Raw genomic sequence first — 14,141 nt, forward strand, 5'->3', positions numbered from 1 at the left:
ATGGTTGAACAAGAAGATACAAGAGAATGCTGATCACCTGTCCCTATTGCGGGCCGCGCGACGTCATCGAATTCACTTACCAAGGCGACGGCAACCGCGAGCGGCCGCAGCCCGCCTCGCAAGACCTCGACGCCTGGAACGCCTATGTCTACGATCGGCTGAACCCGGCCGGCGATCATAACGAGATCTGGCAGCATTCCGGCGGTTGCCGGTCGCATCTGAGGGTGGTGCGCAACACGATCACCCATGAAATCCTGAGCACCGAATTCGCCCGCGGCGGCCATAAGGCTGGAGGCCGCTCGTGAGCCCGCGTCGTGCCGAAGCCGGCGGCCGGATCGACCGGCTGCGCACCATCCGTTTCACCTTCGACGGCGCGCCCTATACCGGCCATGCCGGCGACACGCTGGCGTCCGCGCTGCTCGCCAATGGCGTGACCCTGTTCGGCCGTTCGTTCAAGTACCATCGCCCGCGCGGCCTGCTCGCCGCCGGCGTCGAGGAGCCGAACGCGCTGGTGACGGTGCTGCGCGGCGAGGTGCGCGAGCCCAACATCGCCGCCACCATGGTCGAGATCTATGACGGGCTGGTTGCGGTCAGCCAGAACCGCACCCCATCGCTCGCCTGGGATATCGGCGCCATCAACCAGCTCGGCGGAAAAATCCTGTCGGCCGGCTTCTACTACAAGACCTTCATGGGGCCGGTGATCGGCCCGCTGAAGGGCACGCGCTTCTGGATGTTCTGCGAGCATTTCATCCGCCGCGCCGCCGGCCTTGGCAGGGCCGGCACCGCTCCCGACCCGGCCCGCTATGAGCGCATGAACGCCTTCTGCGACGTGCTGGTCGTCGGCTCCGGCCCAGCCGGCCTGATGGCGGCCAAGGCCGCCGCCGACCAGGGCGCGCGTGTCATCCTCGCCGATCTGGAGGCAGGTTTCGGCGGCTCCGCCAATTGGTCCGGCGAAACCATCGACGGCATGCAAGCCGCCGACTGGGCGCAACGCATCGTCGGCCAGCTCGAAGGCAACGACAATGTCCGGCTTTTGCCGCGCACGACGGTGTGGGGCTATTACGACGGCAACACGCTGGCTGCGCTTGAACGCGTGACCGACCACAAGGAAGCGGCGGCCAAGGGCGAGCCGCGCCAGCGCTACTGGGCGATCCGCGCCGGCACGGTGGTTCTCGCCACTGGCGCGTTCGAACGGCCGCTGGTGTTTCCGGGCAACGACCGTCCCGGCGTCATGCTGGCGCACGCGGCCGAACGCTACGCCTATGAGTACGGCGTGCTGCCCGGGCAGCGCATCGCGCTCTTCACCAACAATGACAGCGCCTACGCCTCCGCCGTTGCCTTGAAGAAGGCCGGAGCGGCGGTCGTCGCCATCGTCGATGTTCGCAGCGATGTGACCGGCGACATGCGCAGGCTGGCGAGCGAGGCGGAAGCCGAGCTGCTCACCGGCCATGCGGTGATCGCCACCGAGGGCGGCAAGGCCCTCTCCGGCCTCAAGGTGCAGCGCTTCGATGCCATGAGCGGCGCGCTGAGCGGCGACGAGCGCAGCATCCACGCCGACTGCCTTTTGATGTCTGGTGGCTGGTCGCCGACCATCCATCTTGCCAGCCAGGCCGGTGCGAAGGCCGAGTGGGATCCGGCGCGACAAGCCTTCCTGCCGCCCAAGCCGACGCAGCGCTGGCCAAATCAGCACTGGATTGGCGCCGGCGCTTTCACTGGCGCTTTCTCGACCGCCGAGGCCATCGCGGAAGGCCGCGCCGCCGGCGTTTCGGCAGCCGGCGGAACGGCGACGCCGATTGCCCTCCCAGTCGTCGAAGCGGCACCCGGCGATCCCGATCCGGCGCCGGTCTTCGAGATCAAGGCCAAGGGTAAGAGCTTCGTGGACTTCCAGCACGATGTCACCGCCGAGGACGTGCGGCTGGCGCATCGCGAAGGCTTCGTCTCGGTCGAGCATCTGAAGCGCTACACCACGCTTGGCATGGCGACCGACCAGGGCAAGAACTCCAACGTCCCGGGCTTGGCCATCATGGCCGAGGCGCTCGGCAAGCCGATCCTCGAAGTTGGCACCACGCGCTTCCGCGCGCCCTATACGGCGGTGTCGATCGGCTCGCTGGCGGCCGAACGCTTCGGCGACCTCAAGCCCGAGCGGCTGACGCCGATGCATGACTGGCACATCGCCAATGGCGCAAGGATGTATTCGGCCGGCCTCTGGTACCGCCCGATGATCTATGGGCATGCCGGCGAGACCGTCGAGCAGGCCTATGTCCGCGAGGCCAAGGCAACGCGCGAAAGCGCCGGCATCGTCGACGTCTCGACGCTGGGCAAGATCGCGGTGCAGGGGCCGGACGCCGCGGAATTCCTCGACCGCGTCTACACCAACATGTTTTCGACGCTGGCCGTCGGTAAGGCCCGTTACGGCCTGATGCTGCGCGAGGACGGGCTTGCCTTCGACGACGGCACCACCTGGCGGCTCGGCGAGCAGGAATTTCTGATGACCACCACTACGGCCAATGCCGGCAAGGTGATGCAGCATCTGGAATATTTCCTCGATGTCATCTGGCCGGAGCTGAAGGTCACCGTCACCTCCGTCACCGACGAATGGGCGGGCGCGGCCATAGGCGGACCGAACGCGCGCGCCATTCTTGCCTCCTGCGTGAAAGGCACCGCCGTCGACAACGCGACGCTGCCCTTCATGGGCATCGTCCACGGCGAGATCGCCGGCGTCCCGGTGATGATCTGCCGCCTCTCCTTCTCCGGCGAGATGGCTTTCGAGGTCTATTCAGGCGCCGGCTACGGCACCCACGTCTGGGAAGCACTGATCGAGGCCGGCAAGCCGTTCGGCCTGGTCACTTACGGGCTCGAGGCGCTGGGTACCATGCGCATCGAAAAGGGCCATGTCACCGGCGCCGAGATCGACGGCCGCACCACAGCGCGCGACTTGCATCTCGACTGGATGCTGTCGAAGAAGAAGCCCTTCATCGGCTCAGCCATGATGGACCGCGAGGGTCTTGTCGCAAATGACCGGCTGCAGCTCGTCGGCCTGATCGCCCTCGACAACCGCCCGCTCAACGGCGGCGGCCATGTCGTCGAGCAGCTCGACGAGGAAAATCCGCACGATTCGCTCGGCCACATCACCGCCTGCTGCTATTCGCCGGCGCTCGGCCAGTACATCGCGCTGGCCCTGGTCAAGGGCGGCAAGGCAAGGCATGGCACCCGCGCCTTCGTCTCCGATCCGCTGCGCGACCGGTTCGGACCGGTCGAGATCGTCTCCAACCATTTCTACGACCCGGACGGGAGCCGCATGCATGGCTGAGCAATTGCCCGACCGCTTGTCGCCGCTCGAGCCGGACTATCATCCCGGATCGCACGGTAATTTCGAACAAGGCGTCGACGTCATCCTGTCCGAGACGCGGCCGGGCTCGATCCTGCAGCTCGCCGCCTGGCCGGGCGAGGAGAAGCGGTTGATCGAGGTTATCCGCAAGATTACCGGCCTCGCCCTGCCCGATGGCGCGGGCGGCGGCATCAGCAGCGGCGTCCGCGCCGTCTTCGGCTTCGCGCCGGGGAAATTCACGGTGGTGGACGAAGCCGAGGGTTTGGCTCAGGCCTTCGCCGGCGCCATCACGCCGGCCATCGGCACGCTGACCGATCTGTCGCATGGCCGCACCGCGCTTCGCATCGCCGGACCGAAGGCCGAATGGGTGATGGCGAAATTCTTCGCCATCGACTTCGCCCTGCCGGCCTTCCCGCTCGGCGCTGGACGTTCGACCAACCATCACGACGTCTTCGCACAGATCCAGCGCAGCGGCGCCGACCAGTTCGACATCTACGTCTTCCGCTCCTTCGCCCGCTCCTTCTGGAAGGCCTTGTGCCACGCCAGTGAGGAAGTCGGATACGAGGTGCAGTAATCCCGCAGGCAGGTCAGGAATTGGTCCAGCTGGTGATCTGGCACTACGAACGACCACAACTGCTGCTTGAGCGTTGGGCCAGCAAGGACGATAGCTAAGGAATCATCGGCGTTTGCCAGGGCAGACGTCCGCTCAAGCAACGAATTCGACCAACTCTCCCATGACTTTAGAGACTTCGGCGACGGCCACGACCCGCTTTGCTCCGGCGGACGGCCCGTCAATGCTGCTGCCGGCAACCGTCGCCTGCGGCGTGTTCATGACCAGCCTCGACCAGAATGTCATCGTCACCGCGCTGCCCGGCATCGGCGCAAGCCTCGACCGCCCGCCGAGCCAGCTCGGCCTCTTGATCACGGTCTATGTCGCCAGCCTCATCGTCACCATGCCGCTTGGCGGCTGGCTGGCCGACCGTTTCGGCCTGCGCAATGTCTATTGCTTCGCGCTGCTGGTGTTCGCCAGCGCGTCGGCGCTCTGCGGCTTATCGGAAAACATCTGGATGCTGGTCGGCTCGCGCGCCTTGCAGGGCTGCGGCGGCGCGCTGTTGGGCACGCTCGGCCAGGTCGTCATCCTGTCGAGCTTCCCGCGCGACCGCACGTTGAAGATCAACATGTACATCTCGCTCGCCGGCCAATCCGGGCCGCTGGTCGGCCCGCTGGTCGGCGGCGCGCTGACCACCTACATCTCCTGGCGCTGGATCTTCTACATCAACATCCCGATCGCGCTGACGGCCGCGCTGCTGGCCGCCTCGCTGTTTCCCTCAACCACCAAGCCTGTGCGAACGCCATTCGATTTTCCGGGTTTCCTGCTCGTCGGCAGCGGCATGGGGCTGCTGGTGTTCGGCATGGATTCGCTTGCCGCCAAGGATGCCGCGAGCAGTGTCATCGGCCTCGAGCTCGGCCTGGCGATCGCCATCCTGGCGGTTGCCGCCTTCTACTGCCTGCGTGCGCGCAACCCGCTCCTCGATCTCAAGCTTTTGCGCATCCGCACCTTCCGCATCTCCTTCCTCACCGGCGGCGGCCTCGACACGATCGGCTTGAGTTCCGTGGTTTTCCTGTTGCCGTTGATGTTCCAGCTCGGTTTCGGCATGAGCGCCGTACAGGCCGGATCGCTGACCTTCGTCGCCGCGATCGGATCGCTGATCATGCGCTTCTTCATGCCGCGCCTGTTGAACCGCTTCGGCTTCAGGCGCGTGCTGATCACCAACACGCCGATCGTCGCATCACTGGTCGCCGGCTTTGCCCTGATGCAGGCGAGCACGCCGACCTGGATCGTGCTGGCCTACATCTTCACCTTCGGCGTCTTCCGGTCCGTGCAATGGGCCTCGACCGGCAATCTCTCCTATTCGGACATCGCGCCGGAGCAGCTCGCCCGCTTCAGCGCGATCTACTACATTCTGTGGCAGCTTGCGGTGGCGATCAGCGTCGGCCTCGCAGCGGCAGTGCTGTCGCTGCTCGCCGGCGGCGGCCAGGCCAGCGTCAACGACTATCGCATCCTGTTCGTCATCGAGGGCCTGATCACGCTCTGCGCTCTCTCAGCCTATCTGCGGCTGACGCCGCAGGACGGCGCCCATGTCAGCGGCCACGGCGCGCATATGACGACGGACTGACCGGTGGAATCACTCGGCGGCACTATTCGCTGAACGTCACCCAGTCTTCGATCGCCGCGCGGTCGGTGCGGAACTCGTTCTCGGGCTTCGAGGTGTCCTCGTAACCCAACGCCATGCCGCAGACGACGATCTCTTCGTCGGGAATGTTGAGCACCGGCCTTATCTGCCGGTGATAGGGCGCAAATGCGGCCTGCGGGCAGGTGTGCAGGCCCCTGCCTCGCGCCGCGACCATGATGTTCTGCAGGAACATGCCGTAGTCGATCCACGACCCCTGGTTCAGCCGCCGGTCGATGGTGAAGATCATGCCGACAGGGGCGTCGAAGAAGATGAAGTTGCGGTCGTGCTGCGCCCGCATCTTGTCGACTTCGCGCCGGCCGATGCCGAGCGCGCCGTAGAGCCCGAAGCCATTGGCGCGGCGACGGGTCAAATAGGGCTCGAAGAACTGGTCGGGATAGTAGCGATACTCGTCCCACTCGACCTTCTCGGCGCGGATGCCGGAATTGAGGATGGCGTCGCTGATGCGCTGCTTGACCTCGCCTTTGGTCACATAGACGCGCCAGGGCTGCATGTTGGTGCCCGACGGCGCTCGCGCGGCAACCGCCAGTATGTCGCGGATCGTGCCGTCGTCGACCATATCGGGCAGGAAGGCGCGCACCGAACGGCGCGATATGATCGCCTCGTCGACGATCGCCGCATCCGATGCGATCCGCGGGTTTTTCTCAAGCATGGGCCGTCCCTTTGCGCATGGCCCGAAACCCGCAACCCCGGTTTCCCTGACGACCACCCGCAGACTACAAGCTAAAACTGGTCCCCGACCCGACGCCCCACTCGCCGCTCGTGCGCGAGCCTTTGCATCAACCGGCAAAATCGCGCAAGCAAATCTTGTGGCCTATGAAAATGCCCTTGATTTTTTCACTGGCTTAGCCTCCCATGAAATTTATCCGGATTTTTTCATGGAACCCGATTTGACCCCGACCGCCGCAAGATCGGATAAGGACAGTGGCGACCGGCTGCTTGCCGGAGACATCCGCGCGCTGCGCAAGGCGCGCGGCCTGACGCTGGCCGAGATAGCGCTGAAGCTCGGCCGCTCCGTCGGCTGGGTCAGCCAAGTCGAGCGCGGCCTGTCAGTGCCTTCGCTCGGCGACCTCAGGGCGTTCGCCGACCTCTTCGGCGTGCCGATCAGCCTGTTCTTCAGCCATGACGTTCCGGCCGAAGAAGAGCGCGGCGTGATCGTGCGCGCCGGCCGCCGGCGCGTACTTGGCACAAATGAATCGGGCTTCGTGGAAGAGCTTCTCTCACCCGATCTCGGCGGTAGCTTCGAGATGGTGCGCTCGGTGTTCGCGCCTGGCGCGGAATTGAAGGTCGCGGCGCTGCGGCCGACCGAAGAGGCCGGATACATCGCGTCCGGCCTGTTCGACATCGAAATCGGCGGCGTCTGGCATCATCTCGGCGAAGGCGACTCGTTCCGTTTCGAAGGCAAGCCCTATCGCTGGCGCAATCCGGGCACCGAACCGGCGATCGTCATCTGGGTGGTGTCGCCACCCGTGTATTGATCGATGTATGTCGCCCAAAAGTGCGAAGCGGTTTGGGATGGCGACATGCATCAAACAAAAATCGAAGCGCGAAGCGCTGAGACTTTGGAGGGAGAAACATGGCCGGTTTGCCGACCACGGCGCGCGTGGTGATCATCGGAGGCGGTGTCGTCGGCGCCTCCTCACTCTATCACCTGTGCAAGGCGGGCTGGACCGACTGCGTGCTCTTGGAAAAGAACGAGTTGACCTCGGGCTCGACCTGGCATGCGGCCGGCAACGTCCCGACCTTCTCGTCGTCCTGGTCGCTGATGAACATGCAGCGCTATTCGACCGAGCTCTATCGGGGCCTCGCCGAAGCCGTCGACTATCCGATGAACTACCACGTCACCGGCTCGCTGCGCCTCGCCCACACCAAGGAACGGATGCAGGAGTTCCAGCGCGCCAAAGGCATGGGCCGCTATCAGGGCATGGACATCGACGTCGTCGGCCTCGACGAGATCAAGCGCCGCTATTCCTTCATCGAGACGCATGAACTGAAGGGCGCGCTCTACGATCCGAGTGACGGCGACATCGACCCGGCGCAGCTGACCCAGGCTTTGGCCAAGGGCGCGCGCGACATGGGCGCCAAGATCATCCGCTTCTGCCCGGTCACCGGCGTGCGCCGCGAGAACGACGAATGGGTGGTCGAAACGCCGCAAGGCGAGATCCGCTGCGAGATCGTCGTCAACGCCGCCGGCTACCGCGCCGCCGAGGTCGGCAAGATGTTCGGCCGCGAAGTGCCGATGATGGTGATGAGCCATCAGTATATCCTGTTCGAGGAAATCCCCGAATTGGCGGCATGGTCGAAGGAACAGGGCAAGAAACTGCCGCTGCTGCGCGACGTCGATACCTCCTACTATCTGCGCCAGGAAAAGACCGGGATGAATCTCGGCCCCTATGAGCGCAATTGCCGCGCACATTGGGCGACCCACAACGATCCGATGCCGGAGGATTTCTCCTTCCAGCTGTTCCCCGACGATCTCGACCGTCTGGAGCACTACCTCGCCGACGCGGTCGCGCGCGTGCCGATCCTCGGCACCGCCGGCCTGTCGAAAGTCATCAACGGGCCGATCCCCTATGCGCCGGACGGCAATCCGCTGATCGGGCCGATGCCCGGCGTTCCCAACGCCTTCGAAGCCTGCGTCTTCACCTTCGGCATCGCGCAAGGCGGCGGCGCCGGCAAGGTGTTGGCCGAATGGGTTACCGAAGGCCAGACCGAATGGGACATGTGGTCCTGCGATCCGCGCCGCTTCACGAGCTTCGCATCCGCGCCTGACTATTGCGTCGCCAAGGGCATGGAAATCTACGGCAACGAATACGCCGTCCAGTTCCCGCGCCATGCCTGGCCGGAAGGGCGCAACCGCAAGCTCTCGCCGCTGCATGAGCGCATCAAGGCGCTTGGCGGCCAGTTCGACGCCTATAATGGCTGGGAGCGCGCCACCTGGTATGCGAAGCCCGGCGACGACACATCGGAAGAATCCACCCTCACCTTCCGCCGCGAAGGTCCGTGGCACCGCGCCGTGCGCGAGGAATGCCACGCGGTACGCGACGCCGCCGGCATCCTCGACCTGCCCGGCTTCTCGCGCTTCAACCTCGAAGGTCCAGGCGCGGCCGACTGGCTGGCGCAGCAGGTGACCGGCCTGGTGCCGAAGCCCGGCCGCATCGGCCTCGTCTATTTCTCGGACGACAAAGGCCGCATCGTCACCGAAATGTCGGTGGTGCGCCATGGCGAGGAGCAGATGACGCTGATCACCGCCGCGGTGGCGCAGTGGCACGACTTCGAATGGCTGAAGTCGCGCATGCCGGCCGACGCGACCTTCACTTTGACCGACCGCACCGAGGAATATTCGACGCAGATCCTCGCCGGCCCCAACTCGCGCAAAATCCTCGCCGAGGTTTGCGCCGCCGACCTGACACTGCCCTGGCTGACGCATCAGGAAACCACCATCGCCGGACGCTGGGCGAAGCTGGTGCGCGTCTCCTTCGCCGGCGAACTCGGCTGGGAAATCCACACCAAGGTCGCCGATACGCTGGCGATCTTCGACGCCGTCTGGGCTGCAGGCCAGAGGCACGGTCTGAAGCCGTTCGGAATGTATGCACTGGATTCGCTGCGGTTGGAAAAAGGCTACCGCGCCTGGAAGGGCGACCTGTCGACCGACTATTCGATCCTGCAGGGCGGGCTGGAGCGCTTCGTGAAGTGGGACAAGCCCGACTTCCGCGGCAAGGCGGCTCTGCTCAATGAAAAGCAGCATGGCGTGAAGAAGCGCTTCGTCACTTTGGTCGTCGAGAACCCCGGCGATTGCGATGCGCCCTATATGTCGACGCTCTGGCATGACGGCAGCATCGTCGGCGAGACGACCTCTGGCGGCTGGGGCCATCGCATCGACAAATCGATCGCGCTCGGCATGCTGCGCATTGATCTGACCGAGCCAGGCACGGCCGTCGAGGTCGAGATCTTCGGCGATCGCTTCAGGGCGGTCGTGCAGAACGACGAGCCGCTCTGGGACCCGAAGAACGAAAGGCTGCGCGCGTGACCTCCGTGATCCTCACCGACGGCGGCATGGGCCAGGAATTGGTCCGCCGCAGCAAATCCGAACCGACGCCGCTTTGGTCGGCCAGGGTGCTGATCGACGAGCCGGACCTGGTGCGCGACCTGCATGCGGAATTCATCCGCGCCGGCGCCCGCGTCATCACCATCAACACCTATTCGGCAACGCCGGAGCGCTTGGCGCGCGAGGGCGCGGAGGACCTGTTCAAGCCGTTGCAGAAGCGCGGCATCGAACTGGCAAGGCAGGCTTGCAATCAGGCCGGCGACGCGGCCATCGCAGGCTGCCTGTCGCCTTTGTTCGGCAGCTATGCACCGGCGCTGACCATCTCCTACGAAGAGACGCTCGATATCTATCGCCGCATCGTGGCCGAACAGGCCGATGGCGTCGACCTGTTCCTATGCGAGACTATGGCCTCGGCCGACGAGGCGCGCGCGGCCGTCACCGCGGCCTCGGAAAGCGGCAAGCCGGTATGGGTGTCGTGGACGTTGGCCGATCACGGCGCGCCGCGCCTGCGCAGCGGCGAAACCATCGCCGCGGCGTCCGCCGCGCTCGGCGACCTGTCGGTCGCGGCACGGCTGATCAATTGCTGCCGGCCGGAAGCGGTCAGCGCCGCGATGGCCGAGCTGATCGCGCTTGGCGGGCCGGTCGGCGCCTATGCCAACGGCTTCACCTCGGTCGAGGCGCTGAAGCATGGCGGCACCGTCGAGGTGCTGCATGCCCGCCACGATCTCGACCCGGAGGCCTATGCCGAACAGGCCATTGGCTGGGTCGAAGCCGGCGCCCATATCGTCGGCGGCTGCTGCGAGGTCGGACCCGCCCATATTGTCGCCCTGCGCGACCGGCTCGAGCAGGCAGGCCATCGCATTTCGGGAGTTCAGTGATGCCAAGACCATCAAAGCGCATTACGGGCATCGTGCCTTCGGGCAAGGACGGATGGGAGGTTCACTCCGCCGCCTGGGCGCGCAAGCAGGCCGGCGAGGACATCATCATGCTGTCGGTCGGCGACCACGATTTCGATACGCCGTCGGAGACGATCGAGGCTTGCGTCAACGCCGTGCGCGGCAGCAACCACCACTATACGCCGCTGCCCGGCCTGCCGCGCCTGCGCAAGGCGATGGCGGCGGCATCCACCGCTTGCACCGGCATCGAGACCGATCCCGACGAGATCATCGCCACGCAAGGCGGACAGGCGGCGCTCTACGCCGCCGTGCAGACCGTGCTCGATCCCGGCGACCACGCCATCGTGGTCGCCCCCTACTACGCCACCTACCCCAACACCTTCAGCGCCGCCGGCGCGACCTTCACCGTGGTGGAGACGCCGGCCGAGGACGGTTTTCAACCGCGCGCGGACATGATCCGCGCTGCGCTCAAGCCCAACACCCGGGCCATCCTGATCAACACGCCGAACAATCCGACGGGCGCTGTCTATTCGCGCGAGCGGCTGGAAGAGCTGGCCGCCATCTGCAAGGAGCACGATCTCTGGCTGCTGTCGGATGAGGTCTACTGGACGCTCGGCGGTGGCGAGCACATCTCGCCGCGTTCGCTACCCGGCATGGCCGAGCGCACGCTGGTCATCAACTCGATGTCGAAGAGCCATGGCATGACCGGATGGCGCATGGGCTGGCTGACCGGCCCGAAAGAGATGATCAGGTTGTTCACCGACCTCAATCTGGTGACAACCTACGGCCTGCCGGCCTTCATCTCGATCGCCTGCGCCAAGGCACTTGAGAACCACTATGGCGTGAAAGAGATCGCCGAGCGCTATGCGGCGCGCCGCACCCTGATGCTGGAGGCCGTGCGCGGTATGAACGACGTCACCGTGCACGGCTCGGAAGGCGGCATGTATGTCATGCTCGACATCTCGTCCATCGAGCCCGACGACGAGAAATTCGCCTGGGGCCTGCTCGACAAGGAGAACGTCGGCGTCATGCCGGGATCGAGCTTCGGCGAGGCCGCCGCCGGCCATATCCGCATCAGCCTCTGCCAGCCCGAACCCATCCTCAAGGAAGCAGCACTTCGCCTGCGCCGCTTCGCCTCCAACTATCGCCGCGAGGCCGCATGACCAAGACTGTTCCTGCAAAAGCCCGCGCCGTGATCATCGGCGGCGGCATCTCCGGCTGCTCGGTCGCCTATCACCTGGCCAAGCTCGGCTGGACCGACATCGTGCTGCTCGAGCGCAAGCAGCTGACCTCAGGCACCACCTGGCATGCGGCCGGCCTGATCGGCCAGCTGCGCGCCTCGCAGAACATGACGCGGCTAGCGAAATACTCGGCCGACCTCTACGTCAAGCTCGAAGCCGAGACCGAAGTCGGCACCGGCATGCGCCAGGTCGGCTCGATCACCGTGGCACTGACCGAGGAGCGCAAGCACGAGATCTACCGGCAGGCTTCCCTTGCCCGTGCCTTCGACGTCGACGTGCGCGAGATCTCGCCAAGCGAGGTCAGTGAGATGTATCCGCATCTCAATGTGTCCGACGTGGTCGGCGCCGTGCATCTGCCGCTCGACGGCCAGTGCGACCCGGCCAACATCGCCATGGCGCTGGCCAAGGGCGCGCGGCAGCGTGGCGCGACCATCATCGAGAATGTCAAGGTCACCAAGGTGCACACGAAGAACGGCCGGGTCTCCGGCGTCTCCTGGGCACAGGGCGAGGACCAAGGCACGATCGAGACCGACATCGTCATCAACTGCGCCGGCATGTGGGCGCGCGAGCTCGGACGGCAGAACGGCGTCACCATCCCGCTGCACGCCTGCGAGCATTTCTATCTCGTCACTGAGCCGATCCCCGGCCTATCGCGCCTGCCGGTGCTCCGTGTTCCGGACGAATGCGCCTACTACAAGGAAGACGCCGGCAAGATGATGCTCGGCGCTTTCGAGCCGGTGGCGAAACCCTGGGGCATGGACGGCATCCGCGAGGATTTCTGCTTCGACCAGTTGCCCGAGGACATGGATCATTTCGAGCCGATCCTCGAAATGGGCGTCAACCGCATGCCGATGCTGGGCACTGCCGGCATCCATACCTTTTTCAACGGCCCCGAAAGCTTTACCCCCGACGACCGCTACTATCTCGGCGAGGCGCCGGAGCTCGCCGGCTACTGGATGGCGACCGGCTACAATTCGATCGGCATCGTCTCGTCCGGCGGCGCCGGCATGGCGCTGGCGCAATGGATCAACGACGGCGAGGCGCCCTTCGATCTCTGGGAAGTCGATATCCGCCGCGCCCAGCCGTTCCAGAAGAACCGCCGTTATCTGAAAGAGCGCGTCTCCGAAACGCTCGGCCTGCTATATGCCGACCATTTCCCTTACCGCCAGATGGCGACATCGCGCGGCGTGCGCCGCTCGCCTTTGCACGAACAGTTGAAGGCGCGCGGCGCCGTGTTCGGCGAGGTCGCCGGCTGGGAGCGCGCCAACTGGTTCGCTAGGCCCGGCCAAGAGCGCGAATACCGCTATTCCTGGAAGCGGCAGAACTGGTTCGACAACCAGCGCGAGGAACATCTGGCCGTGCGCAACGGCGTCGGCCTGTTCGACATGACCTCCTTCGGCAAGATCCGTGTCGAGGGACGCGATGCCTGTGCCTTCCTGCAAAGGCTCTGCGCCAACGACATGGACGTGGCGCCCGGCAAGATCGTCTACACGCAGATGCTCAACGCCAAGGGCGGCATCGAGAGCGACCTCACCGTGACGCGGCTTTCGGAGACGGCCTATTTCCTCGTCGTGCCGGGCGCGACGCTGCAGCGCGATCTCGCCTGGTTGCGCAAGCACATCGCCGACGAATTCGTCGTCATTACCGACGTGACCGCCGCCGAAGCCGTGATCTGCCTGATGGGTCCGGACTCGCGAAAACTGATCCAGAAGGTCAGCCCGAACGATTTCTCCAACGAAGCCAATCCGTTCGGCACCTTCCAGGAGATCGAGATCGGCATGGGCCTGGCCCGCGCCCACCGCGTCACCTATGTCGGCGAGCTCGGCTGGGAACTTTATGTCTCGACCGACCAGGCGGCGCATGTCTTCGAGGCGATCGCGGAAGCCGGCACCGATGTCGGCCTGAAGCCATGCGGCCTGCATACGCTGGATTCCTGCCGCATCGAAAAAGCCTTCCGCCATTTCGGCCACGACATCACCGACGAGGACAATGTGCTGGAGGCCGGCCTCGGCTTCGCGGTGAAGACGAGCAAAGCCGGCTTCATCGGCCGCGACGCCGTGCTGCGCAAGAAGGAAGCCGGCCTGTCACGCCGGCTGGTCCAGTTCCGCCTGAAGGACCCTGAGCCCCTGCTCTTCCACAACGAGGCGATCCTGCGCGACGGCCGGATCGTCAGTCCGATCACCTCAGGCAATTACGGCCACCACCTCGGCGGCGCCATCGGCCTCGGCTATGTGCCGTGCCAGGGCGAGAGCGAGGCGGATGTGCTGGCCTCGTCCTACGAGGTCGAGATCGCTGGAGAGCGGTTTGCCGCCGAGGCCTCGCTGAAGCCGATGTACGATCCGAAGGCGGAACGCGTGAAGATGTAGGTTTCCTCTG

General features: G+C 65.3%; 10 protein-coding genes. 9 read left to right on the plus strand and 1 reads right to left on the minus strand.

Annotated elements, in window-relative coordinates; all coding sequences use genetic code 11:
- Nucleotides 1–26 precede the first annotated feature (26 nt).
- From FJ988_RS17865 to FJ988_RS17880, 4 genes are all read left to right on the plus strand, one after another.
- Nucleotides 27–305, plus strand: coding sequence for a sarcosine oxidase subunit delta (locus tag FJ988_RS17865; protein ID WP_140819670.1), 279 nt, complete (start codon nucleotides 27–29; stop codon nucleotides 303–305).
- Nucleotides 302–3,310, plus strand: coding sequence for a sarcosine oxidase subunit alpha (locus FJ988_RS17870; protein ID WP_140819671.1), 3,009 nt, complete (start codon nucleotides 302–304; stop codon nucleotides 3,308–3,310). Before FJ988_RS17865 ends, FJ988_RS17870 begins: the two co-directional genes overlap by 4 nt.
- A 4-nt stretch (nucleotides 3,311–3,314) precedes the next feature.
- A complete protein-coding gene (gene soxG / locus FJ988_RS17875; RefSeq protein ID WP_140819867.1) occupies nucleotides 3,315–3,902 on the plus strand; it encodes a sarcosine oxidase subunit gamma family protein in 588 nt (195 codons plus the stop codon).
- A 220-nt stretch (nucleotides 3,903–4,122) separates the two neighbouring features.
- Entirely contained in the window at nucleotides 4,123–5,505 is a 1,383-nt protein-coding gene (locus FJ988_RS17880; RefSeq protein WP_246688584.1) for an MFS transporter, read from the plus strand.
- Nucleotides 5,506–5,527: 22 nt separating this feature from the next.
- Here the strand turns inward: FJ988_RS17880 and FJ988_RS17885 are convergent, their stop codons facing one another.
- Nucleotides 5,528–6,232, minus strand: coding sequence for a nitroreductase (locus tag FJ988_RS17885; RefSeq protein ID WP_140819673.1), 705 nt, complete (start codon nucleotides 6,230–6,232; stop codon nucleotides 5,528–5,530).
- A 226-nt stretch (nucleotides 6,233–6,458) separates the two neighbouring features.
- Here FJ988_RS17885 and FJ988_RS17890 point away from each other — a divergent pair, with 226 nt between their 5' ends.
- The 5 genes from FJ988_RS17890 (at nucleotide 6,459) to FJ988_RS17910 (ending at nucleotide 14,131) form a co-directional block, all read left to right on the plus strand.
- On the plus strand, nucleotides 6,459–7,058 hold the full coding sequence (locus FJ988_RS17890; protein WP_140819674.1) for a helix-turn-helix domain-containing protein: 600 nt from the start codon (nucleotides 6,459–6,461) through the stop codon (nucleotides 7,056–7,058).
- Nucleotides 7,059–7,156: 98 nt separating this feature from the next.
- A complete protein-coding gene (locus FJ988_RS17895; RefSeq protein ID WP_140819675.1) occupies nucleotides 7,157–9,610 on the plus strand; it encodes an FAD-dependent oxidoreductase in 2,454 nt (817 codons plus the stop codon).
- Nucleotides 9,607–10,506 (plus strand): homocysteine S-methyltransferase family protein, encoded by a 900-nt coding sequence (locus FJ988_RS17900; RefSeq protein ID WP_140819676.1) that lies wholly within the window; start codon nucleotides 9,607–9,609, stop codon nucleotides 10,504–10,506. Before FJ988_RS17895 ends, FJ988_RS17900 begins: the two co-directional genes overlap by 4 nt.
- A complete protein-coding gene (locus tag FJ988_RS17905; protein ID WP_140819677.1) occupies nucleotides 10,506–11,687 on the plus strand; it encodes a pyridoxal phosphate-dependent aminotransferase in 1,182 nt (393 codons plus the stop codon). Before FJ988_RS17900 ends, FJ988_RS17905 begins: the two co-directional genes overlap by 1 nt.
- On the plus strand, nucleotides 11,684–14,131 hold the full coding sequence (locus FJ988_RS17910; RefSeq protein WP_140819678.1) for an FAD-dependent oxidoreductase: 2,448 nt from the start codon (nucleotides 11,684–11,686) through the stop codon (nucleotides 14,129–14,131). The genes FJ988_RS17905 and FJ988_RS17910 overlap by 4 nt, the downstream gene beginning before the upstream one ends.
- Nucleotides 14,132–14,141: the final 10 nt, after the last annotated feature.

This window comes from Mesorhizobium sp. CU3, assembly GCF_006442965.1.
In the GTDB taxonomy this organism is placed as follows: Bacteria; Pseudomonadota; Alphaproteobacteria; order Rhizobiales; family Rhizobiaceae; genus Mesorhizobium.

Excerpts from the sequence above, each read along its gene's own strand:
- FJ988_RS17885 (WP_140819673.1), bottom strand. The coding sequence starts at position 6,232 with ATGCTTGAGAAAAACCCGCGGATCGCATCGGATGCGGCGATCGTCGAC.
- FJ988_RS17910 (WP_140819678.1), top strand. The coding sequence starts at position 11,684 with ATGACCAAGACTGTTCCTGCAAAAGCCCGCGCCGTGATCATCGGCGGC.
- FJ988_RS17890 (WP_140819674.1), top strand. The coding sequence starts at position 6,459 with ATGGAACCCGATTTGACCCCGACCGCCGCAAGATCGGATAAGGACAGT.
- FJ988_RS17880 (WP_246688584.1), top strand. The coding sequence starts at position 4,123 with ATGCTGCTGCCGGCAACCGTCGCCTGCGGCGTGTTCATGACCAGCCTC.
- FJ988_RS17905 (WP_140819677.1), top strand. The coding sequence starts at position 10,506 with ATGCCAAGACCATCAAAGCGCATTACGGGCATCGTGCCTTCGGGCAAG.
- FJ988_RS17895 (WP_140819675.1), top strand. The coding sequence starts at position 7,157 with ATGGCCGGTTTGCCGACCACGGCGCGCGTGGTGATCATCGGAGGCGGT.
- FJ988_RS17865 (WP_140819670.1), top strand. The coding sequence starts at position 27 with ATGCTGATCACCTGTCCCTATTGCGGGCCGCGCGACGTCATCGAATTC.